Source organism: Kitasatospora sp. NPDC059795 (genome assembly GCF_042732175.1).
Taxonomy (GTDB): Bacteria; Actinomycetota; Actinomycetes; order Streptomycetales; family Streptomycetaceae; genus Kitasatospora.
This window is the reverse complement of sequence record NZ_JBHWID010000006.1, coordinates 398,619-422,365: the sequence shown is the minus strand read 5'-3', so window position 1 is coordinate 422,365 and position 23,747 is coordinate 398,619. Positions and strand designations below refer to the sequence as shown.

General features: G+C 74.2%; 20 protein-coding genes. 12 read left to right on the top strand and 8 right to left on the bottom strand.

The annotated features are described in order from the left end of the window. From ACFV4P_RS15825 to ACFV4P_RS15815, 3 genes are all read right to left on the bottom strand, one after another. Positions 1-438 carry a roadblock/LC7 domain-containing protein gene (locus ACFV4P_RS15825; RefSeq protein ID WP_073812548.1) on the bottom strand — a complete coding sequence of 146 codons (438 nt, stop codon included), beginning with the start codon at positions 436-438 and terminating at the stop codon, positions 1-3. Beyond that, positions 435-3,200 carry a nitrate- and nitrite sensing domain-containing protein gene (locus ACFV4P_RS15820; RefSeq protein ID WP_380471384.1) on the bottom strand — a complete coding sequence of 922 codons (2,766 nt, stop codon included), beginning with the start codon at positions 3,198-3,200 and terminating at the stop codon, positions 435-437. The genes ACFV4P_RS15825 and ACFV4P_RS15820 overlap by 4 nt, the downstream gene beginning before the upstream one ends. Positions 3,201-3,744: 544 nt before the next feature. Beyond that, the gene (locus ACFV4P_RS15815; protein ID WP_380471382.1) at positions 3,745-4,740 is read right to left on the bottom strand and encodes a hypothetical protein; all 996 of its coding nucleotides are present in this window, start codon (positions 4,738-4,740) and stop codon (positions 3,745-3,747) included. Between the two features lie 101 nt (positions 4,741-4,841). Between ACFV4P_RS15815 and ACFV4P_RS15810 the strand changes: the two genes are divergently transcribed. Further along, positions 4,842-5,441 (top strand): TetR/AcrR family transcriptional regulator, encoded by a 600-nt coding sequence (locus ACFV4P_RS15810; RefSeq protein ID WP_380471380.1) that lies wholly within the window; start codon positions 4,842-4,844, stop codon positions 5,439-5,441. A gap of 249 nt (positions 5,442-5,690) precedes the next feature. Here the strand turns inward: ACFV4P_RS15810 and ACFV4P_RS15805 are convergent, their stop codons facing one another. Together ACFV4P_RS15805 and ACFV4P_RS15800 are read right to left on the bottom strand one after the other, a co-directional pair. Further along, the gene (locus tag ACFV4P_RS15805) at positions 5,691-8,219 is read right to left on the bottom strand and encodes an ABC transporter permease (protein WP_380471378.1); all 2,529 of its coding nucleotides are present in this window, start codon (positions 8,217-8,219) and stop codon (positions 5,691-5,693) included. 4 nt (positions 8,220-8,223) lie between these two features. Further along, on the bottom strand, positions 8,224-9,024 hold the full coding sequence (locus ACFV4P_RS15800; RefSeq protein WP_380471376.1) for an ABC transporter ATP-binding protein: 801 nt from the start codon (positions 9,022-9,024) through the stop codon (positions 8,224-8,226). Positions 9,025-9,162: 138 nt separating this feature from the next. Between ACFV4P_RS15800 and ACFV4P_RS15795 the strand changes: the two genes are divergently transcribed. The 4 genes from ACFV4P_RS15795 (at position 9,163) to ACFV4P_RS15780 (ending at position 14,316) form a co-directional block, all read left to right on the top strand. Further along, positions 9,163-9,918 carry a PIG-L deacetylase family protein gene (locus tag ACFV4P_RS15795; RefSeq protein ID WP_380471374.1) on the top strand — a complete coding sequence of 252 codons (756 nt, stop codon included), beginning with the start codon at positions 9,163-9,165 and terminating at the stop codon, positions 9,916-9,918. Positions 9,919-9,927: 9 nt separating this feature from the next. Continuing rightward, positions 9,928-10,434, top strand: coding sequence for a GNAT family N-acetyltransferase (locus ACFV4P_RS15790; protein WP_380471372.1), 507 nt, complete (start codon positions 9,928-9,930; stop codon positions 10,432-10,434). Positions 10,435-10,636: 202 nt separating this feature from the next. Continuing rightward, entirely contained in the window at positions 10,637-11,554 is a 918-nt protein-coding gene (locus ACFV4P_RS15785; protein WP_380471370.1) for a LysR family transcriptional regulator, read from the top strand. Between the two features lie 164 nt (positions 11,555-11,718). Then, positions 11,719-14,316 (top strand): collagenase, encoded by a 2,598-nt coding sequence (locus ACFV4P_RS15780; protein ID WP_380471368.1) that lies wholly within the window; start codon positions 11,719-11,721, stop codon positions 14,314-14,316. Positions 14,317-14,416: 100 nt separating this feature from the next. Here the strand turns inward: ACFV4P_RS15780 and ACFV4P_RS15775 are convergent, their stop codons facing one another. Beyond that, complete coding sequence (locus ACFV4P_RS15775) at positions 14,417-15,001, bottom strand: TetR/AcrR family transcriptional regulator (protein ID WP_380471366.1); 585 nt, start codon at positions 14,999-15,001, stop codon at positions 14,417-14,419. A gap of 159 nt (positions 15,002-15,160) precedes the next feature. Here ACFV4P_RS15775 and ACFV4P_RS15770 point away from each other — a divergent pair, with 159 nt between their 5' ends. From ACFV4P_RS15770 to ACFV4P_RS15755, 4 genes are all read left to right on the top strand, one after another. Next, positions 15,161-16,237 carry a hypothetical protein gene (locus ACFV4P_RS15770; protein ID WP_380471364.1) on the top strand — a complete coding sequence of 359 codons (1,077 nt, stop codon included), beginning with the start codon at positions 15,161-15,163 and terminating at the stop codon, positions 16,235-16,237. 179 nt (positions 16,238-16,416) lie between these two features. Beyond that, entirely contained in the window at positions 16,417-16,569 is a 153-nt protein-coding gene (locus ACFV4P_RS15765) for a VOC family protein (protein ID WP_380471362.1), read from the top strand. Between the two features lie 91 nt (positions 16,570-16,660). After that, positions 16,661-17,599, top strand: coding sequence for a GlxA family transcriptional regulator (locus tag ACFV4P_RS15760; protein ID WP_380471360.1), 939 nt, complete (start codon positions 16,661-16,663; stop codon positions 17,597-17,599). Positions 17,600-17,712: 113 nt separating this feature from the next. Beyond that, positions 17,713-18,345, top strand: a complete 633-nt coding sequence (locus ACFV4P_RS15755) for a DJ-1/PfpI family protein (protein ID WP_380471358.1) — start codon at positions 17,713-17,715, stop codon at positions 18,343-18,345. Between the two features lie 8 nt (positions 18,346-18,353). Here the strand turns inward: ACFV4P_RS15755 and ACFV4P_RS15750 are convergent, their stop codons facing one another. Further along, entirely contained in the window at positions 18,354-19,022 is a 669-nt protein-coding gene (locus ACFV4P_RS15750) for a DUF4241 domain-containing protein (protein ID WP_380471356.1), read from the bottom strand. Positions 19,023-19,267: 245 nt separating this feature from the next. Here ACFV4P_RS15750 and ACFV4P_RS15745 point away from each other — a divergent pair, with 245 nt between their 5' ends. The 3 genes from ACFV4P_RS15745 (at position 19,268) to ACFV4P_RS15735 (ending at position 22,798) form a co-directional block, all read left to right on the top strand. After that, a complete protein-coding gene (locus ACFV4P_RS15745; RefSeq protein ID WP_380471354.1) occupies positions 19,268-20,362 on the top strand; it encodes a hypothetical protein in 1,095 nt (364 codons plus the stop codon). A 453-nt stretch (positions 20,363-20,815) separates the two neighbouring features. Continuing rightward, entirely contained in the window at positions 20,816-21,298 is a 483-nt protein-coding gene (locus ACFV4P_RS15740; RefSeq protein WP_380471352.1) for an SsgA family sporulation/cell division regulator, read from the top strand. A gap of 138 nt (positions 21,299-21,436) precedes the next feature. Then, complete coding sequence (locus ACFV4P_RS15735; RefSeq protein ID WP_380471350.1) at positions 21,437-22,798, top strand: hypothetical protein; 1,362 nt, start codon at positions 21,437-21,439, stop codon at positions 22,796-22,798. A gap of 457 nt (positions 22,799-23,255) precedes the next feature. On the opposite strand, the gene ACFV4P_RS15730 is transcribed toward ACFV4P_RS15735, so the two are convergent. Next, on the bottom strand, positions 23,256-23,747 hold the full coding sequence (locus ACFV4P_RS15730; RefSeq protein ID WP_380471348.1) for an acyl-CoA thioesterase: 492 nt from the start codon (positions 23,745-23,747) through the stop codon (positions 23,256-23,258).

Here is a 23,747-nt window from a genome sequence, read left to right as displayed (position 1 = left end):
TCACCCGCGCTGCCCGCCCCGGGCGGCGAACGCGTCGAAGTCGCCGCGCTGCGGGGTGGAGAGCTTCTGGCCGACCTGCTGGACCAGGTTGTGCATGGCCAGCGACATGACCTCGGCGTCGACGTCCTGGGAGGCGACGACGGCGAGGTGGGTGCCCTGGCCGGCGGAGATGACGAACAGCCACAGGTCGGCGAGTTCGACGATGACCTGGTGCACGGGGCCGCCGGCGAACAGTTGGCCGACGCCGCGGGCCAGGCTCTGCTGGCCGGTGGCGACGGCGGCGAGGCGTTCGGCGTCGGAGCGGTCGATGGAGCGGGAGTGGCTGACCACGAGGCCGTCGTCGGAGAGCAGGACGGCGAGTCTCGTCCCGGCCACCTGGTCCACCAGGCCGTCCAGCAGCCAGTCGAGGTCCTGGTGGGTGCCGATTGTGCGCGTCATGACCGGTCTTCTCTCGTCGGGATGGTGTGGGTGTTCCAGGTGTCGCCGGGCTCGGGCCGTTCGCCGGACTGCGGTGTGGTGTCCGCGGTCGGCCGGTCGGCTCCGGCCCGCGCCTCTCTGGACCGCCGCTGGAACGCGCCGACCGCCGCTCCGGCCCGTCGGGGGGCCGGCCGGAACAGCGGGTTCTCGTCCCAGCGCGGCGGGGCGGGGGCGGCCGGCGCGGTGGCCGGGTCGATCCGCAGCTCGTCGACCAGGCTGGCCTGGCGGATGCGGCGCGGCAGCGGCGGTTCGGCGCCCGGCAGGGCCGGGGTCAGCGGCACGTACTGGGCGGGCACCGTCGGGGCGGGGGCCGGGTACGTCCCGGGGGCGGGGAACGGGGTGGCCTGCGCGGGCTCGAACGGGGCGGGCTCGAACGGGGCGGGCCGGCCGGGCCGGTTGTCGCCGGCCGTCGGCTCGTACGCCGCCGGCTCGGGCCGGTAGGGCGCGGGCAGCCCGGCGTTCGGCAGCCCGTACGGGGCGACCGCGCCGGTCGGGCCGCCGTACGGCGCGGCATGGTGCTCGGCGGGCGGCAGCACGGTGTCGTACTCGGCGGGCGGCAGCGCGGCGGGGAACGCCTGCGGCTCGTGGCCGGGCGTGCCGTGCTGCTCGACGGACTGGCCGAACGGCTCCTGCTGCGGCTGCGGGTACGGGTCGACGACGCCGTACGGGTCCTGGACGGGCGGGTACGGCAGTTCCTCGGGAGCGGCGTGCAGTTCGAGCAGCGCGTTGTCCCGTTCGGGCGTCCCGGCGAGGCCGGTGACGCCGGCCAGCGCCTGGCCGCGGGAGCGGGTGGGCAGACCGCCGGTGGGCGGCGCGGCGACCAGGACCGGGCGGGCCGTCGGGTCGGGGACGATCAGCTCGTCGGGGACGAGCACGACGACGCGGGTGCCGCCGAACGCGGACTGGCGGAACTCGATCCGCAGGCCGATCTGGTCGGCGAGCCGGGCGACCACGTAGAAGCCGAGGCGGATGTCGTCGCCGCGGGCCAGCACGTCGGCCTTGGGCGGACGGGTCATCAGCGCGTTGGCTTCGTCGATCTGTTCGTCGTCCATGCCGAGGCCGCGGTCCTCGATCTCGACGGCGATGCCGCGGCTGACCCGGCCGGCCCGGACCTCGACCGGGTTCGGCGGGCGGGAGAACATGAGGGCGTTCTCGATCAGCTCGGCGAGCACGTGGGCAACCGGGCCGACGGCGCGCTCGGACAGCCAGGGGCTGCCGTCGAGGTCGATGACGACCCGTCGGTAGTCCTGGACCTCGCCCTGGGCGGCGCGCATCACGTCCAGCAGCGGGACGGGCTTGCGCCAGCGGCGGTGCGGGGCGCCGCCGGCCAGGATGACCAGGTTCTCCTCGTAGCGGCGCAGGCGCGCGGTGAGGTGGTCGAGGTCGAACAGGCCTTCCAGGATCTCCGGGTCCTCGTGCTTGCGCTCCAACTCGGAGAGCTTCTTCAGCTGCTGACCGATCAGCAGCTGGGTGCGGCGGGCGATGCGCTGGAGCAGCCGCTCGTAGGCCCGGTGCTGCTCGGCCTGCGCGACGGCGGCCTGCAGGGCGCTGGTGCGGGCCAGGTTGAACGCCTCGCCGAGCTTGGCGAGTTCGTCCTCGGTGTGGGCCCACGGGTCGGCCTCGATGGCGCGGGCCTTCTCCTCGACGTCGATCTGTTCGCCGTTGCCGAGCCGCTCGACCACCTCGGGCAGCGAGTTCTCCAGTTCCTCGGCCTGCTGGTGGAGGCCGCCGATGCGGCGGCGCAGCGTGCGGGTGAGGCGCCAGCTGGTGAGGCCGACGGAGACGAGGGCGATCAGGCCGGCGAGGGTGGTGAGGCCCAGGCGGACGGCGAGGTCGATGGTGATGCGCTTGGCCTTCGACACGATGTCCGCGGTGCGGAACTCCATCAGGTCGATGAGCTGCGGGTTGACGGCGTCCATCGACTGGCGCCAGGCGTCCTTGTCGGTGGCGAGGGCGATCCGGCCGTTGCGGTCGGGCGCGGCGGGCTTCAGCAGGTCCTGCTCGGCGCGGCCCTTGGCCTGCCAGGACGGGCTGTCGACGATGTGCTGCCACATCGCGCTCTGCTTGGCGTCCAGGCTGGGTGCGACCTTGGTGTCGAACTGGAAGACCTGTTCGGAAATGGCCTGCCGGACCTGCTGGTAGTCCTCGACGCTCAGCGAGCCGGTCGGCCAGCCGCGGGCGAGCAGCGCGTCGGAGCGGGAGATCATCTCCTTGGCCCAGAACAGGTCGACGAGCGGCGCGGAGACGGTGGTGATCCGGCCGTCGTCGACGTGGCTGAGGGCGCCGAACAGCCGCAGGTCCACCGCGATCAGGTCGGTGTAGTAGGTGTACACCGTGGCCTGCTGCTGGTCGCTGCCGCTGTCCACCAGGGCGCGCTGCGCGGGCAGCTGGTTGATCGCCGCCCGGGCGTCGCGGACGGCATCGCGGACTTCCTGCGGCGCGCTGCCGGCCTCGACGCCGGACAGCTTCTGGAAGGTGGCGACGGCCTCGTCGGTCTTGGCGCGCTGGCTGCGCAGCGCGTCGCTGACTCCGGCGTGCCCGGCGAGGGATTCGGCGCTCAGGCGCCGTTCCTCCTGCAGGTTGTAGTACACGATGTTGGACGGCTGTCCGGCCTGTTCCGCGAGCATGCCTTGGGCGGCCAGTCGCTGGAAGGAGTACAAAAGCTGTCCGCTGGTGACCGCCCACAGGGCGGCCAGCGCCACCGCAGGGACGATGGCCAGCACGAGCAGGGTCGCTCGGAGCGACAGCCGGCCCTTGGTGATCCGCCGAGGCGCGCGCGTGCGCAGGACATTCTCCTTGGGGGCGACGCCAGTCGTTCAGAACTGGTCGAATCTGATGAGGACTCTGACGGAGGGATCTTAGTATCACCCCCATAACAGCCCCAAAGCCGCCATGGCGGCTCGGTGCCCGCACGGCACCGCGGCAGTTCCCCAACGTCCCTACCGGCCAGGCGCGATGAGCCGCCCGAGGATCAACTCAACGCTGCTCGGCGGCTGTTCACTGCCCGCCGATACTGGATCGCGCGAACTGCCTGCCCCCGCACCGGCCCTGAGGACCTGACCGACACCGGAGCGGCTCGCGGACCATCCGTCAGGCCGCCGGCCGAGCCGTTTCGGAGTCTAGCGTTCCCCTCAGCACACTGTGCAGTGACTCCGTCACAACTTCACGGAAACTGAACATGAACGGCCGGAATCGTCCCGAACCGTCCGGAAATCGCCGATATCGGTCGGCGGCCCAGGTCTTGATGCCGACTCATCTACCGACCGGTCAGGAGCCGCTCCCGCCGCGGGTCGCCGGTCCGAGTTCGGCGATCAGCCGGCGGTAGGTCTCGAACGCGGCCTTGCGGGTGTGGTCGTCGCGCAGCAGGCCGAAGCCGTGGAACAGGGTGTCGCCGCGACTGTCGGCGTCGCGCAGTGCGAACAGGGTGTACCCGTCGAGGTTCAGCGCCGCCGCCTGCCCGGCGACCGTCCGGACCACCGTCTCCAGCGTCCGGGCCTGGGCCTGCTCCGACCGTCCGGGCCCGGTCGGCCAGCCGTTCTCGCAGATCCGGATCGGCACCGTCGCCGGGATGCCGGCCTTGGGCAGGTCGGTGTGCCGGAAGCCGTGCAGCACCCAGGCCACGCCGTCCGCCAGCCGCTCCGCCGGGACGGGGGTGAACACGTCCGGGAAGAAGTCCAGGCCGACGTAGTCGAGGGCGTCCAGGAAGCGGGCGTCGGCGAGTGCGCCGAGCGCGTCCCAGAACGGTGCGGCCGGGCCGAAGGACGGCACCGCGTTGAAGCCGACCTCGGCGGACAGGCCGAGCGTGCGCACCTCCTCCTTGGCGGCGACCACGCCCGCCACCAGGGCCTCCCGCACGCCCGGGATGCTGCCGTCCAGCACCGGCAGGTCCGCGTTGGGCTCCTCGCAGATCTGCACCGAGCCGAGCCGCGCCCCGAGAGCGCGCACCTGCCCGCGCACGTACCGCTCCCAGCCGTCGCGACTGCCGGTCGGCTCGCGGAACTGCAGCACCAGGTCGACCTTCCGCCCCGGCCGCCCGAGGTACGCCTCCCAGCCGTCCGGGGTCTGCCCCGGCGCGGTGACGGTGGACGCGAAGGACCGGTAGACGCGGACCAGGAACTCCGGCTCCGCGCCCTGCAGGTCGTCCAGTGCCTCCGCCACCCGCCGGGGGTCGTCGGGGCTGACGGGGTGGACGATCCCCTGCTCGCCGCCGAGCAGCGCCCCCGGGTAGATGCCGAACCTGAACTGCCGCCGCGCGTCGCTCATGGGGCCCCCTCGGGCGGTATTTTTGGTGTGCCACCAATTTTTCAGTGACTCTACCATTGGGGCGGCCGGGACCGGGGCCTGTCCGGCCTAGCATGGGCGGCATGGGCCTTCGTGAGACCAAGAAGCAGCAGACCCGGACCGCCATCGCGGACGCCGCGCTGCCGCTGTTTCTCGACCGCGGCTTCGACCAGGTCACCGTCGCGGAGGTCGCCCGGCACGCGAACGTCTCCACCAATACGGTCTTCAACTACTTCGCCACCAAGGAGGACCTGTTCTTCGACCGGCAGGCCGAGGTCGAGGCGCACCTGGCCACCGTGGTCCTCGAACGCCCGCCCGGCGCCTGCCCCGTGGCGGCCCTCCGCGACGACCTGCGCGCCACGCTGGCGGGCTCCGCCGGTCCCGCGCTCCGCCTGCACCCCGGCACCGCCGCGTTCTTCCGCGCCGTCGAGGCCAGCCCCGCGCTGCGTGCCCGCGAACGCGAGATGGCCGAGCACGCCGAGGCTGCTCTCGCCGCCGCGCTGCCGCCGTCCCCCGCCACGCCGTTCCTGGCCGCCGCGCTCGCCGCCACCCACCGCGCCGCGCTGCGCGAACTGCGCCGCCGCGTGCTGGCCGGCGAGTCGCCGCACACCGTCGCCGACGACCTGGCGACGACGAGCGCCACCGCCCACGACCTGCTCTGCCGCTGCCCGCAACACCCCTGACGGGGACGTCGCCGCACGGCGGCGACCTCCATGGGCCCGGCCCGCGCGGCGCGGGCCGGGCAGCGGCCGGCAGTGCACCCGGACCCGGCCGGGAGGTCCGCCGAGGATCTCCGCCCTCGAACGCTCGGAATCGCCCAGAACAGTCCGAGAATCGCCCAGAACGATCCGTTCCGCTCCTCCGTGCCGAGCTCTTGACGCCGCTCCACCTGCCGACCGGTCGGCTCCCGTTCCCTCCGGGCGCGGGTCCGGCTACTGGTCGCGCGCGCCCAGCGCCTCGACCGGATCCCTGCGCAGCGCCAGCCGACTGGTGAGCAGCACGGTGCCGACGCCCAGCACGGCGGCCCCGCCGAGCACCGCGGCCACCGGACCCGCGGGCAGCGACAGCGCGGCGGCGCCCGTGAGCGAGAGACTGACCGGGACCAGGACCGCAGCCGCGACCGCAGCACCGAGGACGAGCGCCACGACGACCGTGATCCCGCCCTCCCATGCCATCATCCGCAGCACCTGACGGTCCGTCGCACCCACCAGCCGCAGCAGCGCGAACTCGCGCAGCCGCTCGGTGGTGCTCATCACCAGCGTGTTGACCACCGCGATGGCGGCGAACAGGCCGATCACCCCGAGCAGCAGCCGGCCGACCGCGGTGGCCGACTCCTGCTGCCGCCGGCGCTCCGCGTCGTAGGCGGCCCGGTCGGTGGACCGCGCCATCGGATAGTCGGCGCGCAGGCGCCGAAGCCCCTCGCCCAGCTGCCCGGGGTCGGCGCCGGGCTGGGAGCGGACCAGCACGGTCGGCGCGAGCGGGTCCCGCGTGTGGGCGGCGGCGAACTCCGCGGGCAGCAGGGCGTCCGCGAACCGGACGTCACGGTCGTAGACGGCGGCGACCGTGGCCCTGCTGCTGGTGCCGTCCTGCCACTCGACCCGGACGGTGCCGCCGAGGTGCGCGTCGAGCCTCTCGAACGCGCGCCGTCCCAGGGCGATGGACTCGCCGCGCAGCTCGCGCAACGAGCCCGCCGTCACCCCCGGGTCGACCAGCTGCTCCAGGTCCTGCGGGTCGACGATCCGGGCGTCCGCCCAGGCGCCGGGGCTTCCGGTGCGGCCATGCACCACCACCCCGCTGGGCACCATCGCGCCGACCGCCGCGACGCCCGGCAACTGCCGTACCGCGCCGACGAATTCCGGCGGCAGGCCGATGCCGTCCGCCTGGACCACCTGGTCGGCCAGCAGCCGCCGGCCGTCCTCGGCCAGCTGGGCCTGCGCCTTGACCACCGGGACGAACAGCACCGTGCCGGTGAACGCCACCGCCAGCACCAGCGGGGTGACGGCGCCGGCGAAGCGCCGGTACTGGGACCGCAGCGCGGCGGAGGCGAGGAAGCCCGCGACCGGGAAGACCCGGCCCACCGGCCCGCCGATCGCCGCACCGGCGAGCCGACCGATCAGCGGCCCGAGCAGCGCGACGCCGAGCAGCAGCGCCAGCACCATGCCCTCCGCCGTGCCCGCCCCGCCCCGGCTCCCCGCCGAGCCGGTCAGCACCGCACCGCACACGCCGAGCGTCGCCAGGCCGAGGGCGATCCGGACCAGGCCCGGCCGGGACGGGGGCACGGCGGCGTCGCGCAGCGCCCGGGTGGGGTCGACCGCGGCGGCCCGGCGCGCGGCGGCCCGAACGGCCAGCTGCGCGGTCACGGCCACGACGCCGAGGACGATCAGCGGGGCGGTCGGGCCGACGTGCAGCGGCACGCCCGGGCCGACCACGCCGCGGTCGACCAGTTCCGTGCGCAGCACGGCGGCGAGGCCGATCCCGAGCGGGACGCCGACGACCGCCGCCGCGGCGGTCAGCACCAGCGTCTCCGCGGCGATCATCCGCCGCACCTGTCCGGGGGTGGCGCCGACCGCCCGGAGCAGGGCCGTCTCGCGCAGCCGCTGCTGGACGGAGAGCGCGAGCGTCCCCGCCACCGCGAAGGCCGCGACCAGCAGCGACAGCACGCCCATCGTCCCGGCGAGCGAGGAGAGGCCGTCCGCCGGTCCGTGGAAGCCGAAGAACTCCACCTCGGCCCGGGCGTCGCCGGTGTGGACCACGGCCCCGGAGGGTTCGCTGTCGTCGGCCCGCGACCCGCCCAGCAGGTCCTTGGCCCGGTCGGCCAGCGCCGGCAGGTCCGTGCCGTCCTCGACCTGGATGCCGATCACGTCCGCGCCGGTGGTGGTGCCGGCCAGCCGCTGCGCCCGCTCGGGGTGGAAGAACAGGGTGCTCTGGCGGGCCGGCGTGCGAGGCGGTTCGGCCAGTCCGACCACGGTGTAGCTGTGCGGGGCCTCGGTGGTGGCCAGCCGGACGCTGCCGCCGGTGGTGACCCCGGCCCGGGCGGCGGTGGCGGTGTCCAGCACCACCTCGTCCGGCCCGGTCGGCTCGCGGCCGGCGGACAGCCGGTACGGCCCGAGGTCCGCACTGGTCCAGGAGTGGCCGAGCGAGGGGCCGCCCCGAGGGCCCGCCAGGACCTCGCCCGAGGCGGTGATCACCGCCGCCGGGAAGGAGACCTCCGGTCGGACGGACCGGACTCCCGGCAGCTCGGCGAGCGGGTCGATCAGCCGTCCGGCGTCGGGGATGCGGGTGGTCCCGCTGATCACCAGCGGGGCCGCCGCGTAGCGTTCGGTGAGCGGGCCCACCCGCAGTGCGGACTCCAGCAGGACGCCGCAGCCGACCGTCAGGGTCAGGGCGGAGGCGAGGGCGACGAACGCGCCCGCGAAGCCCGCCTTCCGGGCGCGCACGGTCTGCCAAGCAAGCGTCAGCATCCCGTCACCGCTTTCCGAGCAGGGTCATCCGTTCGGCGACCCGTTCGGGCGTCGGCCGCTCCAGGGTCTCGACGAAGGAGCCGTCCGCGAGGAAGTGCACCCGGTCCGCTCGGGACGCCGCCACCGGGTCGTGCGTCACCATGATCACGGTCTCGCCCAGGTCGTCCACCACCTGGCGCAGCAGCCGCAGCACCTCGGTCCCGGTGCCGCTGTCCAGTGCGCCGGTGGGCTCGTCCGCGAAGACCACGTCGGGGCGGGTCACCAGGGCCCGGGCGATCGCCACCCGCTGCTGCTGGCCGCCGGACAGCTGGGCGGGCAGGTGCCGCACCCGCTCGGCCAGCCCGGTCCGTTCGACGATCTCCGCCAGCCACGCCCGGTCCGCGCGGCGGCGGGCCAGTCGCAGCGGCAGGGTGATGTTCTGTTCCGCCGTCAGCGACGGCAGCAGGTTGAAGGCCTGGAAGACGAAGCCGACCCGTTCCCGGCGCAGCACCGTCAGCTGCTTCGCGGTCAGCCCCGCCAGGTCCTGTCCGGCCAGCCGGACCTGCCCGGAGGTCGGCCGGTCGAGTCCGGCGGCGCAGTGCAGGAAGGTGCTCTTCCCGGAGCCGGACGGCCCCATGACCGCCGTGAACCCGCCGCGCGGGAACTCCATCGACACCTCACGCAGGGCGTGCACGACCCCCGTCCCCCGCCCGTACACCTTGCTCACCGCATCGAGCCGGACCGCCGTGTCCGGACCGTGCACAGCCCGGCTCTGCTCCGCCCCACCGGAATCCGTAGTACGCGAGAAAACCTGAATCCCCTCCATCGGCACCCCGCCCGCCCCCTGATGACGGCCAGCCTAACCAGCGCGCGGCCCGACTCCCCCTCCGGTGCGGTTTCACTCGGGGACGAACCGGACACCCTGCGGACGAACGGACATCCCGCAGGACGAAGGCGGTACGGCATGGAACTCCCCAGCGTGCTCGGCGTGTTCGCACATCCGGACGACGAATCCCTCTCCGCCGGCGGCCTGCTCGCCCGGCACGCCGAGTCCGGGGCCCGGACGGCCGTGGTGACGGCCACCTGGGCGGAGGGGACTCATCGGATTCCCGAACTCACGCGGGCGCTCGGCGAGTTGGGGGCGGGCCGGCCACGTCTGCTCGGCTGGGCGGACGCCAAGGTCCCCGACTCCGCGCCGGGGCGGGCCCGGCTGCTGGACTGCCCTTTGGAGGAGTCCGTGACCCAACTGGTCTGCCACCTAAGGGAGTTCCGACCCGAGTGGGTCGTCACGCACGACGCGTACGGCGGCCTGACGGGCCACCCCGACCATCGGCACACCCACCGCCTGACGGTGCTCGCCGTCCACGCCGCATCCCTGCCCGGCCTGTACCCCGAACTCGGCGACCCCTGGCCGGTCCGCCGTCTCCTGCTGGCCACCCACCCGCACAGCGCCGCAGCGGAGTTGGGCCATCTGCTGCTGCGTCCCGGCCGCACCGGGCACAGTGTCCCCGACGCCACGGTCGAGTCCCTGGACGTCACGCCGTGGCTCCCCCGCAAACTCGCCGCCGTCTTCGCCCACCGCTCCGAGGTCGTCCGCGGCGCCCTCCCCGGCCGCCTCGCCGCGGCCCCGCCCGCCGTCCGCGAGCTGCTGATGGGGACGGAGTGGTACCAGCCCCACCCGTTGGCAATTGAGCGGCGGACGGCCCGCGGCGTCTGCTAGAGAATCGACATGACTCCTCTCCCCGCCCTCACCGTCCGCCGTGCCGACGCCGCCGACCGCCCCACCGTGGAGCGGCTCTGGCTGATGTTCAGCCACGACCTGTCGGAGTTCCGCGGCCACCTGCCCAACCCGGACGGCTCCTTCCACGACGGCTGGCTCCAGTCGGCCTTCTCCGATCCCGACTGGGCCCCCTACCTGCTGACTGCCGACGCCGACGCCCCCGTCGGCTTCGCCTTCGTCCGCGGCCTGACCGGCCCCGTCCGCGGGCTCAACAGTTTCTTCGTCGTCCGCGGCGCACGACGTTCCGGCCTCGGCCTGCACGCCGTCCGGCAGATCGTCGCCCTTCACCCGGGCCGCTGGCAGATCGCCTTCCAGGACGCCAACGCTCCCGCCGCCCGCTTCTGGCGCACCGCCGCCGCCCACCTCGCCGGCACTGCCTGGACCGAGGAGCTCCGCCCGGTCCCCGGCCGCCCCGAACTCGCCCCGGACTCCTGGATCTCCTTCACCACCGCCTGACCGCCCGCGCAGCGAGCCCCGCACCGCCCGCACAGCGAGCCCCGCACCGGCCCCCACGGGGAGCCCCGCGGCGACCCTGCACCGCCCGCCCCGGCACCTCCGCACTTGACGTGGCATCGACCAGCAGAGAAGGTGATCGGCACCATCTGACATGTTGCGTGTGAAATTACACTGCCCGCCGCAGGCAAGGGAGGGCCGACCCGTGGAGTTGGAGTTGCGGCACTTGCGGGTGCTGTGCGCGATCGCCGACACCGGGAGTGTGGGGCGGGCGGCGGTGGCCATCGGCGCGTCGCAGCCGGCCACCAGTACTCAGTTGCGGCGGATCGAGCGACATCTGGGCGCCGTCGTGTTCGATCGGACGGCGACCGGTGTCGTGCCGACGACGTTCGGGGCGGAGGTCCTCGCCGCCGCCCGCGAGGTGCTGTCCCGGGTGGATCGGCTGGGCCACACCGTCGCGGTCGGCGGCGGGCGCCCGCACCGCGAGCTGCGGGTCGCCGTCGACTGTTCGGCGCTGCTGCCGGGCACGCTGGCCCGCGCCCGCCAGCTCCACCCGGAGCTGCGTTTCGCCCTCCCCTCCGCCCCGGACGAGCCGTTCGATCTGGCGCTGACCCTCGACCATCCCGACTCCGGTCTGCGCCCGACGCCCACGCTCGCCGCGCGCGCCCTCGCCACCGAGCCGGTGTTCGTCGCACTGTCGGCCACCCACCCGCTCCGCCACCACGCCGAGCCCGCGCTCGCCGATCTGGCCGCCGAGACCTGGCTGCTGCCGACCGCCGACCGCACCGCCCTGCGGGCGGCCTGCGCGTCGGCGGGTTTCGCCCCGACCACCGCGCATCAACTCCCGTACGGCAGGAAGGAGGTGCTCGATCTGGTCGCGGCCGGTCTGGGTGCGGCGCTCGTCCCGGCCAGCACGCCGCCCAACCCGGGAACGGTGATCAAGCCGCTGCTCGGCGCACCGCTCTGGCTGCGGTACGTGATGCTGTGGCGCCGGGCCACTCTCGGTCCGGCGCTCGCGGACACCCTGTTCGGCGCCGCCACCGCCGCCTACCGTGAACTCGCCGCCGGGGCACCGCACTTGCACGCCTGGGCGGGCCGGACGTTCCGTCCCCCGCGGGCCTGACGGCATCCCCGGACGCCAAGAACTCCCCGCCGGTGTTATGCCGCCCCAGTGCAATGTCATATGACCTGTGACATTGTTCTGACCCTCGCTCCGATGCCACGATTCATGCGCCCCACCGTGTTTCCCCCCTCCCCCAGCACTCCCCCACAGGAGAAGCAGTGCGCGTGCGCATATCCCTCCCCGCGCTGGCGGCCGGCCTGTTGGCCGGCTGTGCGACGGCAGCCACCCTGCTGCCCGCCCCCGCCTTCGCGGCCACCCCCGCACAGCCGAAGGCCGTGTCCGCCCAGCCGGCCGCGTCCGCCGCCGCCGACCGCAACGCTCCCGGCGGCGCCGTCCCCAAGCCGCTCGGCCCGATCGTCGCGGCCGCCCCGGAGTCCCACGCTCCGGTCTCCGCCCCGCTGCCGCCGGCCCTGCTCGGCCAGGTGGTGATGGGTCAGCCGGCCGGCACCACCGTCCAGACCACGCCCCGTCCGGCCGCGAAGCAGCAGGCCGGCCCGAAGGCGCTCGCCGGCTCGCTGGCCGCGCAGACCTGCACCCCGGCCGACTTCGGCAGCCGCTCCGGCGCGGACCTGGTGGCGTACGTCAAGGGTTCGACCACGGCCTGCATCGGCACGCTGTACAACGTGACGGGCACCGACGCCGGCGCGATCTTCAAGCAGGCGAACATGCTGACCGTCGCCGCCGCCTTCAAGTCCCTGGCCGCGACGTACGACGGCACCAACAACGCCAACATCCTGCAACTGGTGCAGTTCCTGCGGGCCGGCTACTACGTCCAGTCGTACAACGCGGACGCGGTCGGCAGCTACGACTCGACGCTGACCGCCGCCACCAAGGCCGGCCTGGACACGTTCTTCGCCGGGCAGCACTGGACGGACGTCTCGGACGCCAACGGCATCGTGCTGTACGACGTCCTGGTGCTCACCGACAGCGCCAACATCCAGGCCAGTTACCTGAACACGTACAAGCAGGTGCTGAACGGCTACAACAACAGCTACAACGCGTACCCGAAGATGGTGAACGCGGTCAACGCGGTGCTGTTCGCCCCGCTGTGGCGCGCCAACTGGAACCCGGACTTCGTCAACGCGCTGAACGCCGACACCAGCCTGATCACCACGCTCGGCAACTTCACCCTGAACCACAAGGACCTGCTGGGCACCGGCAACTCCTTCCTGGACGTCAACGCGGGCAACGACCTGGCCCGGATGTCCGGCGACAGCCCCACCGTCGAGGCCGCGACCCGGCCGCTGATCAAGCAGATCCTCGACTCGACGCCGATCGCCGGCCCGGGCGGCCCGCTGTACGTGCACGCGGCGTTCCAGTCCAACGAGTTCAACCGCGCCCAGTGTGCGACGTTCGGCATCTGCGACCTGCCGAACAAGCTGATCGACGCGGTGCTGCCGAACGTCCTGGTCTGCGACAACAAGACGCTGCGCGCCCAGGCGCTGACGGTCGCCCAGCTGCAGCCGGTGTGCGAGAGCCTGCGCGGCGAGGACGCGTACTTCCACAACCTGGTCAAGGACAACGGCCCGATCCCGGGCCAGTACGGCTCCACCCTGGACCTGCCGGTGTTCGCCAGCGCGGCCGACTACCAGACCTACTCGTGGGCGATCTGGAACAACGCCACCGACAACGGCGGCGTCACCCTCATGGATCCCACCGACCCGGCCAACAAGCCGGTGGCGATCATGTACCAGAAGTCGTGGAACGACGACTTCCCGGGCAACGTGTGGAACCTCAACCACGAGTACACGCACTACCTCGACAACATCTACGACATGAAGGGCAACTTCAAGACCGAGACGTCCGTCCCGGACATCTGGTGGATCGAAGGCCTCGCCGAGTACGAGTCGTACGGCTACCGGGGTGTGACCGACACCCAGGCGATGACCGAGGCCGCCAAGCACACCTACAAGCTCAGCACGATCTTCCAGAACACGTACAACAACTCCGACTCCACCCGGGTCTACCCGTGGGGTTACCTCGCCGTGCGCTACATGATGGAGAAGCACCCGGCGGACGTCTACAACATGCTCGGCCACTTCCGCACCGGTGACTACCAGGGCGGGTACGCGGTCTACAACGGCCTCGGCACCTCCTACGACGCCGACTTCGACGCCTGGCTGAACCAGTGCGCCGCCGGCGCGTGCTTCGCCACCGGCCCGACCGCGCTCTTCGACCAGTCGGTGAACGGCGCGACGGTGAGCCTCACGGACCGCTCCGTGGTCACCAACTCGCCCGCGAAGATCGTCTCCTGGCACTGGACCTTCGGTGACGGCAGCTCCTCCGACGAGCGCAACCCGTCGCACACCTACGCCGCGGCCGGCACCTACACCGTCGCCCTGACCGTCACCGACTCCACCGGCCGCTCCACCGCGACCCCGGCCGGCGTCACCGTCAAGACCGGCGGCAACGGCGGCGGCACCACCCTGCCGACCTGTACCGAGCAGCGCGCCGACGCGATGGGCCAGAACTGCCAGCGCACCGGCCGCACCCGCGCCGCCGGCAACGTCGACTACCTGTACGTCTACCTGCCCGCCGGCACCAGCACCCTGAAGATCACCACCACCGGCGGCACCGGCACCGCGTACCTGTACTACAACGACGCCACCTGGGCCTCCCCCAGCGCCTTCACCGCCTCCTCCACCACCCCCAACTCCACCGCCCAGTCCATCACCGTCACCAACGCCACGGCCGGCTACCGCTACCTGAGCCTCTACGCCGCCACCGACTTCACCGACGTGACCGTCGCCACCCAGTTCTGACCCCAGATCCCCCACCCAATGACGGGCAGTCGCGGCCACCCAGGCCACGACTGCCCGTCAACGGTTTCCCCACCCGACCGGCACTCCGGCTGTCAGGGCGTCAGGTGCGGCCGCGGACCAGGGGGAGGAAGACCTCGTCGACGATTTCCACCAGGATCTGGTCGGGGACGGCCGGGGTGCCGCGGAGGAGGTATTCGGTGCGGAGGAGGGCCATGGGGGTGGCGGCGACGCGGGGGTGGAGGGCGGCGGTGGGGGCCTCGCCTCGGGCGGTGGCGCGGGTGAGGACGGTGAGCCAGGCTTCGTCGAGGGGGTCGGGGCGGTCGGGGTCGCGGAGTTCGGCGAGGAGTTCGGGGGCGCCGCCGGCCGCCGTGAGGAGTCCGCGGAGGATCTCGCCGTACGGGGAGGACCAGGTGCGGTTGGCGCGGCGCAGCAGGTCGAGGGCGTCTTCGCGGAGGCTGCCGGTGTCGGGCGGCCGGGTCTCGGCGGCGGCGAGTCGGCGGTAGGCGGCGATGCCGAGGGCGGTGCGGTGGGGCCAACGCCGGTACAGGGCGTTCTTGTTGGTGCCGGCGCGGCGGGCGACCTCGTCCATGGTGAGTCCGGCGACGCCCTGTTCGAGGAGGAGTTCGCCGGCCGCGGCGAGGATCGCGTCCTCGAGTTCGGCGCCGCGCCGTCTGGTCGCTGCCACCTGCCCACCTCCCGCTGATCGTCTGCCGGCTTGCCGGTCCACCGGTCGGCCCGTCTCCGTGCGAATGGTACGTCCCGGCCGAAAGAAGGTACCGGCCGTACCCCATCAGACGTAAGGTACGACCAGTACCCTACTTCGCGAGGAGAGGACGGCTTCGCCGTGCGCGTTTTCGGCATCACCTACGACACCGGTTTCCGCAGCACCGCCCGCGTCACCACCCGGGAACCCTTCGACCCCGAGACGGTCCGCCGCGAGATGCTGGTGATCCGTCAGGAACTGCACTGCGACGCGGTGCGCATCACCGGCGCCGAGCCGGACCGGCTGGAGGTCGCCGCCCGGTTCGCCGCCGACGCCGGCCTGGAGGTCTGGTTCTCGCCGTTCACCAACGGGCTCACCCAGCCGCAGCTGTTCGACCTGCTGGTCGACTGCGCCGGCCGCGCCGAGAAGCTGCGGGCCGCCGGCGCCGAGGTGGTGCTGCTCACCGGCTCCGAGATCTCGCTGTTCACGGACGGCTTCCTGCCCGGCGACGACTTTCTCGCCCGCGCCGCCGTCCTCGCCGACCAGGACCGTTTCCGCGCCCTGCTGCCCGAACTGCACCGCACCCTGAACGCCTTCCTGGCCCGCGTCCTGGCTGCGGTCAGGCCGCTCTTCGGCGGGCGGATCGGCTACGCCTCGCTGCCGTTCGAGGGCATCGACTGGACCGCGTTCGACGTGGTCGCCACCGACGCGGGCTACCGCGACGCCACCAACGCCGAGCAGCTCGCCCCGGGCCTGCGCGCCCTCACCGGACTGGGCCGGCCCGCCGCCGTCACCGAGTTCGGCTGCGGGAGCTTCACCGGCGCCGCCGCACTCGGTGCCCGCGGCGACCGCGCCGTGGTTTTCGACGAGCACGGCCACGCCCTCCGCTTCGCCGAGCCGCTCGTCCGCGACGAGCAGGAGCAGGCCGCCTACCTGCTCGACCTGCTCGCGGTCTTCGAGGACTCCGGCCTGGACGCCGCGTTCGTGCAGACCTTCGCCCACTACCACCTGCCCGGCTCCGACGACCCGGACCGGGACTTCGACCGCGCGTCCTTCGGCATCGTCCGCCTGCTCCCGCCCGGCCGCCCCTCCGCCACTCACCCCGGCCTGCCGTGGGAACCCAAGGCCGCCTTCCACGCCCTCGCCGCCCACGGCCGCGACCGCGAAACCGCCCACGCCCACGCCCACGCCGACGAGAACGGCCGCGACCGCCACTGAGCCCTCGGCCGCCTGTCGGCGCTGTGCGGGACACTCGCGCCACGAAATCCCGTACGGCCGGCATGTGGTGGGGCACCGCCGTCGTCGCCGCGTCCCCGCAGGGCCCGTTCCTGGTGTTCCAGCAGGCCGACGGCTACCGTCGCCCGGTCTGACCCCCGGTCGAGGGGCGGCAGCGCCCGATGATGCACCTCGACTTCCAGCTCGGCGATCTCGACGCCGCCGCGGCCCTCGCCCTCGGTGCGACGCTCGCCGAGCACCAGCCGCAGCCCCACGTCCGGGTCCTGTTCGACCCGGCCGGCCACCCGTTCTGCCTCTGCCGCGACCCCGCCTGACGGCCCGCCGCGCGTCCGCCGGGCCCGCGATGGCGGAAAAGGTGGGGCATCCGTCATTGCTGCCGTCGTGGGCCGCTGCGAGGCTGGTCGCATGGCCGATCACAGCGTGCTCATCGTGCTCTTCGACGGGGTGCAGAGCCTGGACGTCACCGGCCCGCTGGAGGTGCTCGCGGCCTCGGCCCGCTACCGGATCCGCACCGCCTCGCCGGGCGGGCTCCCGGTGCGGACCGGCAGCGGGCTGGGCCTGCTGCCGGACGAGGACCTCGCGGACGCCGGACCGCCGCACACCCTGATCGTCCCCGGCGGCCCGGGCACCCGGCAGCCCGATCCCGAACTCGTCGCCCGGATCAGCGAGTTGGCGAAGGGCGCCGAACGCGTGACGTCGGTCTGCACGGGCGCGTTCCTGCTCGCCGAGGCGGGTCTGCTGGCCGGGCGGCGGGCCACCACGCACTGGTCGATGTGCGAGGCGCTGGCCCACCGGTACCCGGACGTCACCGTCGATCCCGACCCGATCCACGTCCGCGACGGGCGGGTGATCACCTCCGCCGGGGTGACGGCCGGCATCGACCTGGCGCTCGCCCTGGTCGAGGAGGACCACGGCCGGGAGCTCGCCCTCGGCATCGCCCGGCACCTGGTGATGTTCCTGCGCCGCCCGGGCGGCCAGGCCCAGTTCTCCACCCAGCTGTCCGCCCAACTCGCCGTCCGCAGACCGCTGCGCGACGTGCAGCGCTGGATCACCGAGCACCCGGACGACGACCTGTCCGTCGAGGCGCTGGCCCGCCGGGCCTCGCTGTCGCCGCGCCAGTTCACCCGGGCGTTCGCCGCCGAGACCGGCACCACCCCCGGCCGCTACGTGGACGGCGTGCGGCTGGAGGCGGCCCGCCGCCGGCTGGAGGACGGCGACGAGGGCATCGAGCAGGTCGCCCGCCGCAGCGGCTACGGCACCCCGGAGGCGATGCGTCGCGCCTTCGCCCGCACGCTGGCCGTCAGCCCGATCGACTACCGACGACGTTTCCGCAGCAGGCCCTGACCTCAGCGAACCCCGCCCGCACCAGGCCCTGACCGCAGCAAGCCCCCACCTCAGCAAGCCCTGACCGCAGCAAGCCCCGACCGATCGTGACGAACCGCCGGAGAGGCACCCCGATGAAGATCGCCATCCTGCTCTACGACCGTTTCACCTCGCTGGACGCCGTCGGCCCGTACGAGATCCTGGGCCGGATGCCGGGCGCCGAGGTGGTGTTCACCGCCGCCCGGCGCGGGCCGGTCCGGGCCGACATGGGCAGCCTCGCGCTCACCGCCGACGCCGCCCTCGACGAGGTCGACTCCGCCGATCTGCTGCTCGTCCCGGGCGGCCCGGGCTCGGTGGCGCAGCAGGGGAACCCCGAGGTGCTCGACTGGCTGCGCGCGATCGACGCCACCACCACCTGGACCACCTCGGTCTGCACCGGTTCGGTGCTGCTGGCGGCGGCGGGGCTGCTCACCGGCCGCCGCGCCACCACCCACTGGTTCGTGCCGCAGGCGCTGGCCTCGTTCGGGGCCGAGCCGGTGGACGAGCGGGTGGTGTTCGACGGCAAGTACGCGACCGCGGCGGGCGTCTCGTCCGGCATCGACCTGGGACTGCACCTGGTCGGCCGGATCTGCGACCCCGAGACCGCCCAGGGCATCCAGCTGCTGACCGAGTACGACCCGCAGCCGCCCTACACCGCAGGGTCCCCGAAGACCGCGCCGCCCGCGGTGGTCGAGGCCGTCCGCGCCGGGTTCACCGCCCGGCGCTGACAGCCGCGTCACCCCTCGGCGGGGCCCCGCCCGGGCTGCCGGACGACGAAGAACTCGCTGACGAAGCCCACCACCCGGCCGTCGGCGGCGTGCCCGACCCAGGTCGGGTAGTGGCCGTCGCCCCAGCCGGTGGTGAAGGCCACCATGCTGTGGCCGCTGGCGGGGTCGGTGACGGTGGCCGGGCGGTGGCGGGCGTCGTGGACGGCGTCGATGACCGGGTCGGCGTCGCGTTCGACCAGTTCGCCGATCGGGCCGACGGCGGAGGCGTCCAGGAAGCAGCCGGTGCCCGCGTCCACGCCGTAGCCGAAGAAGTCGCCCGCGCCGAGCCGGCCGTGGTCCTGGCCCTCGCTCAGCGCCAGTTGCCAGCGCACCGCGGGCCGGTCGGCGATCCGCAGCATCGCGGCGGCGATCCGGGTGTCGGAGGAGCCGGGGCCGTACGCGTTGCCCACCTCGGCCACGGCGAGCACCACCGGGTAGCGGCCCGGGGGCGCCGCGGCGAGGAACGGCTCGTTCTCGTCGGCGAGTCCGGCCACCGGGTCGCACGCCACCAACCGCCCGGTGGGAAGCGCCAGTTCCGCTTCGGGCAGCGCGAACACGGTGGCCGTGCGCCCGTCCCCGCAGTCGTGCCGGCTGCCCGGCGTGAACAGCCGCGCGACATCGGGGGCCGCAAGGGGCATCGGAGGGCTCGCTCTCTTCGCTGTCGTCACTCACTGTCCTTGCGGCGACGGGCAGTTCGGACGTGCACCAGCCGCGCGCGGCACTCCACGGTAGCCGCCCGCCCCCACCCGGCTCGACCCGCCCCCGGAACGCCCGGCCACCCCGGGCCCCGGAACGCCCGACCGTACCGGGCCCGGAACGCCCGACCGTACCGGGCCCGGAGGCGCGTGGTCGCGGCCCCCTGCGGTGGGAGATCATTCTGACCATGACCCCCGCCCTGGTGTTCGGTATCGCCGTGCTGCTCTCGCTGCTGACCCGCCGGCGGTGGAACAGCGGCACCGCACCGGCCGCGGTGCCGCCGCCGGTGGCCGCCACCCCCGCCGGGTTCGACCCGGCCCGGTACGGGCTGACGCCGAGCGCGGAGCTGGACCCGGGGCGCGCGGGGCCGCCGCTGCCGCTGCTGCGGCGCAAGGAACTGGAGGCGCTCGCCGACTCCTGCCTGGCCGGCGGCTGGCGGGCCGCCGCCGCGTACGTGACGGCGGCCGGGGACGACTGGGACGAACGCTGGTCGCGGCTGGACTTCCTGACCCAGGTGGCCGCCGCGCGCGACGCCTGGCTCACCGCCTGGCAGGAGTCCGGCGCCGAGGCGTGCGCCGCCGCCACCGTGCACGCCCGGCTGCTGGCGCAGCGGGCCTGGGAGGCCCGCGACGGCGCCGACCCGCAGGTGGCCCCGGCCGAGCGGGCGGCCGCCTTCAAGGCGCTGCTGGCCGAAGCGAACACGACCGCCCGCCGGGCCGCCGAACTGGACCCTCGCGACCCCGGGCCGTGGGTGGTGCTGGTCACCACGGCCCGCGGCGTCCCGCTCACCCGCCGGCAGTTCCGGCCGCTGTGGGAGGAGTTGACGGCCCGCGCGCCGCACCACGTGGCCGGTCACTGGCAGGCGATGCGGTACTGGTGCGCCAGGTGGCACGGCAGCGACGCGCTGATGCTGCGCTTCGCCGAACGGGCGGTCCGCACCGCGCCGCCCGGCTCGGTGCTGCCCGGGCTGTACCTCCAGGCGCTGGCCGAACTGGAGCAGCGGCACGGCCCGCTCGGCCTGCCCGACGCGCGCCGGCTGCGCGAACTGCTGCCCATGGTGGCGTCCGCGCTGGCCGCCGTCCCGCCGCCGAACGACCAACTCCCGCTGCTGCGGCACCTGCTGGCGCACTTCGCGCTGGTCTCCCAGCAGCCCGACCTGGCCCTGGAGCAGTTCCGCGAGCTCGGCCCCTGGTGCGGCGCCCACCCGTGGACCGCCACCCCGCACCCCGTACGCGCCTTCGACCACGCCCGCGCCGTCGCCGCGACGTACGCCTCCGCCTGACCGCCCGCCGCCCACCGCTCTCCGTCCCACCGCCCGCCACCCACTGCCCGCTGCCCGCCGCGCGCCGGACCGGCGCGTTCCGCGACCCGGGCGGCGCACTTCTGCCTGCCTGGCGCGGGACGAACCAACCGGCGCGCGGTGGCTGATCCGCGCCCCCGTGTCGCGCCGGGGCGACGAGTGCCGTGACCGCCCCCGGGTTCGGTCGTTATCCCCGGACATGAATGCCGACCCCTGGGCCCCGACGGGCGTCCGCGACGAAACGATTCAGCACGCGCCCATCTACGCCGGGCTGGTGACCCTCTGGCACCGGTCCGGCCGTACCGTGCCAGGCCTCCGCGACCGGGAGTGGGCCCGCCTGACCGCCCCGCCCCGCTTCGCCGACCGCACTGACCGCACTGCCCCCTCACCCTCATCCTCATCCCGGACCGAGACCGTTCCCCCGAAGGAGACCCGGTGACTCGTCAGAACACGCCCGGCATGTGGCGCCGGCACGCGGACGACCCGGACTGCGTCCTGCTGCTGGACGTCACCGTGTCCCCGTGCCCGGGCCTGGAGGTCGCGGTACCGGCACGGCTGCGGTACCACCGGGCCGACCCGTACGCGGTGCATCTGGACTGCCACGTCGACCTGGACGAGCCGATCACCTGGCTGTTCGGCCGCGAGCTGCTCGCTCAGGGACTGGAGGGCTCGGCCGGGATCGGCGACGTGACGGTCCGCCGCTCCGCCACCGACCCGGAGCTGCTGGCCATCGCCCTCACCACGCCCGGCCACACCGCCGTCCTGCACACCCCGCGCGCGCCCGTCCGCGACTTCCTGCGGCTGACCCACCGGGTGGTGCCGCCGGGCACCGAGCACCGGCACCTGGACACCGGTGCGCTGCTGCGCCACCTGCTGGACGACCGCCCGGCCCGCCGCGACCTGCCGCACCCGGAGTGAGCAGCGCGTCCCGCCCCGGCCGCGCCGCACCGATTTCCGCTCCCGCGCGTTGAACAGGGCGCGTTACCGGTACTCACCGCCGATGCCGCCCGTCGAACCGAGGGCCGGCCTCTCGGCGGTCTGCCCGAGGAGTTGTCGATGCCGCACGTCCGTGGACCGAATCTCGCGCTGCGCGCCTGCATGTCGGAGGCCGGATGGAACGGCCCCGCCCTGGCGGCGGCCCTGCAGAAGGTGGCCCGGGAGAGCGGGTTCAGCGTCGGCTACGACCGGACCACCGTCGCGCACTGGCTGTCGGGCACCCTGCCCCGGCACCCGGGCCCGCAGCTGCTGGAGGAGGCGTTCGCCCGGCGCCTGGGCCGCCCGGTCTCGCGCGCCGAACTCGGCCTGCCGCCCGCCGAGACCGCCACCGGCGAGGAGGCCGACCCGGAGCCGGCGGACGCGCTGGCGGCGCTGCGCCGGCTGCACGCCCGGCCGCATTCCGGCGACTCCCCGGACGAAACGTTTCAGCCTCCGCTGTTCCGCATCCGCCTGCTGCCCGCCCCCCGCACCTCCCCACCCGCCTCCCCGTCCGCCTCTCCTCCGGCCTCCCCGGCCTCCCCGGCGCCCACCGTCCCGCCCACCCGGTTCGCGCCGGTGCTGCGCCGCTCCGGGCCCGAGCGGGTGGGGGCGCGGCAGATCGAGGCGGTGCGGGAGATGACGGCGTTCGGGTCGCGGCACTACGACGGGTACGGCGGCGCGATCGCCCGCAGCCCGCTGCTCGGCTACCTGCGCGACCACGTGCTGCCCTGGCTGACCTCCCCCTCCGGCGACCTCCGGCACCGCGAACTCCTCGTCGCCGCATCCCAGTTGGTGCGCCTGGTGGGCCGCACGTACACCGACGACAACCGGCACGGCGAGGCGCAGCGGCACTACCGGTTCGCGTACCGGCTGGCGGCGGAGGCGCAGGACGGGCAGGCGCAGGCGATGGCGCTGCGCGACCAGAGCACCCAGGCGGGGGCGCTGGGGCACCAGGCGTACGCGTCCCGGCTGGCGGACGCGGCCGCCGCGCACCTGCCGTCGGACGCGGCGCCGGGGGTGCGGGCGTTCGTGCTGGCGCAGCAGGCGGTGGCGGCGGCCCGGCTGCGGCAGTCCGACGAGGCGCTGCGGCACCTGGAGGCGGCCCAGCAGTGGGCGTCCCGGTCGGCGGCGGAGGGCGGCCCGCACCGGTACCCGGAGCCGGCACTGCTGTACCAGGCCGCGCAGGTCCACCGCTCGTTGCGGGCCACCGAGTTGTCGCTGTCCTACCTGCGGGCCTCGCTGCGGGCCCGGCCGGCGGGCGAGCACCGCACGATCGGGGTGTCGCTGCTCCAGTTGGCCCACCTGGAGCTGGACGCCGGGAACATCCACCAGGCACGGCGGGCCTACACGAGTTTCCGCGAGCGGCAGGACGCGCTGCGCTCGCCGGCGACCTCGCTGCAACTGTCCCGGCTGGAGGGCCGGTTCGCCCGCCTGGGCGGATAGCGGCGGGCAGCTCCGAGACCGGCCGGGTCGGCCGCTGTGGGGTCGGCGGGTTGGGGCCGGCGGGGTGAGCGGCCGGACGGTTCGCCCGGTGGGGCGGGGCCGGCGGGGTGAGCGGCCGGGCGGTTCGCCCGGTGGGGCGGGCCCGTCGAGCGGTCAATGGTGCCATGAACGATCCCTCGCTCTACCCGCTCCTGGCGTCGCCACCCCTCTCCCGGGCCGCGCCGCCACCCCCTCCGCCACCCCCTCCGGGCAGCTCGCCGCCGGGCGGCCGCGGCACGCCGGTGGGGACGGCCGCCGAGGCCGGACCGCCCGTCCGGCACCCGGCCGACACCCGTCCGACGCCCCGCTGAGGCCGGGCCGGCTCCGGTCGGGCGTGCTGCCCGGGGCCGGGGCCGGCCCGCTGCGCCATGCCCCGAGGAAGCAGAAAGGGTTCTCCCATTTCTTCCTCGGGGGTTGGTCAGGAAGCCCGTCCGCCCAGCGCGGGGACCCGGAGGCGGGCGGTGGTGGGGACGGGGACCCGGCCGACGGGCGCGACGGTCGCGAGCGGGCCGATGGGGCGGACCCGGTAGCGGTTCAGGTGTCGGCGTTCCGCGTCGCGAAGGGGTCGGCTGCGGCCGGTCCCGGCATCGGTCGGCACGGTGACCGTCCGGGCCTCGAAGACCAGCTCGCCGTCGCGGCGCGCCTCGCAGGCGGTGCTGATGGACGCCTTGCCGAGACGTTCCACCCAGATCTGAACGGGGAGCGGGGCGGGACAGTGGTAGAGCGGCGTGCGGTAGTCGATCTCATGACGGGCGATCATGAAACCGTCCTCGAACAGTTCCTGACCCTCGCTCTCGTCGTACAGCAGGCAGTAGACGGCCTCCTGCACGTACTGCAGCACCTTCAGGTTGTTGATGTGCCCGAAGGCGTCCATGTCGCCCCAGCGGGTCCGGCACAGGTAGGTGTACAA

Excerpts from the sequence above, each read along its gene's own strand:
- ACFV4P_RS15790 (WP_380471372.1), top strand. The coding sequence starts at position 9,928 with ATGACTCCTCTCCCCGCCCTCACCGTCCGCCGTGCCGACGCCGCCGAC.
- ACFV4P_RS15765 (WP_380471362.1), top strand. The coding sequence starts at position 16,417 with ATGATGCACCTCGACTTCCAGCTCGGCGATCTCGACGCCGCCGCGGCC.
- ACFV4P_RS15795 (WP_380471374.1), top strand. The coding sequence starts at position 9,163 with ATGGAACTCCCCAGCGTGCTCGGCGTGTTCGCACATCCGGACGACGAA.
- ACFV4P_RS15755 (WP_380471358.1), top strand. The coding sequence starts at position 17,713 with ATGAAGATCGCCATCCTGCTCTACGACCGTTTCACCTCGCTGGACGCC.
- ACFV4P_RS15745 (WP_380471354.1), top strand. The coding sequence starts at position 19,268 with ATGACCCCCGCCCTGGTGTTCGGTATCGCCGTGCTGCTCTCGCTGCTG.
- ACFV4P_RS15800 (WP_380471376.1), bottom strand. The coding sequence starts at position 9,024 with ATGGAGGGGATTCAGGTTTTCTCGCGTACTACGGATTCCGGTGGGGCG.
- ACFV4P_RS15750 (WP_380471356.1), bottom strand. The coding sequence starts at position 19,022 with ATGCCCCTTGCGGCCCCCGATGTCGCGCGGCTGTTCACGCCGGGCAGC.
- ACFV4P_RS15825 (WP_073812548.1), bottom strand. The coding sequence starts at position 438 with ATGACGCGCACAATCGGCACCCACCAGGACCTCGACTGGCTGCTGGAC.
- ACFV4P_RS15810 (WP_380471380.1), top strand. The coding sequence starts at position 4,842 with ATGGGCCTTCGTGAGACCAAGAAGCAGCAGACCCGGACCGCCATCGCG.
- ACFV4P_RS15805 (WP_380471378.1), bottom strand. The coding sequence starts at position 8,219 with ATGCTGACGCTTGCTTGGCAGACCGTGCGCGCCCGGAAGGCGGGCTTC.
- ACFV4P_RS15760 (WP_380471360.1), top strand. The coding sequence starts at position 16,661 with ATGGCCGATCACAGCGTGCTCATCGTGCTCTTCGACGGGGTGCAGAGC.
- ACFV4P_RS15815 (WP_380471382.1), bottom strand. The coding sequence starts at position 4,740 with ATGAGCGACGCGCGGCGGCAGTTCAGGTTCGGCATCTACCCGGGGGCG.
- ACFV4P_RS15735 (WP_380471350.1), top strand. The coding sequence starts at position 21,437 with ATGCCGCACGTCCGTGGACCGAATCTCGCGCTGCGCGCCTGCATGTCG.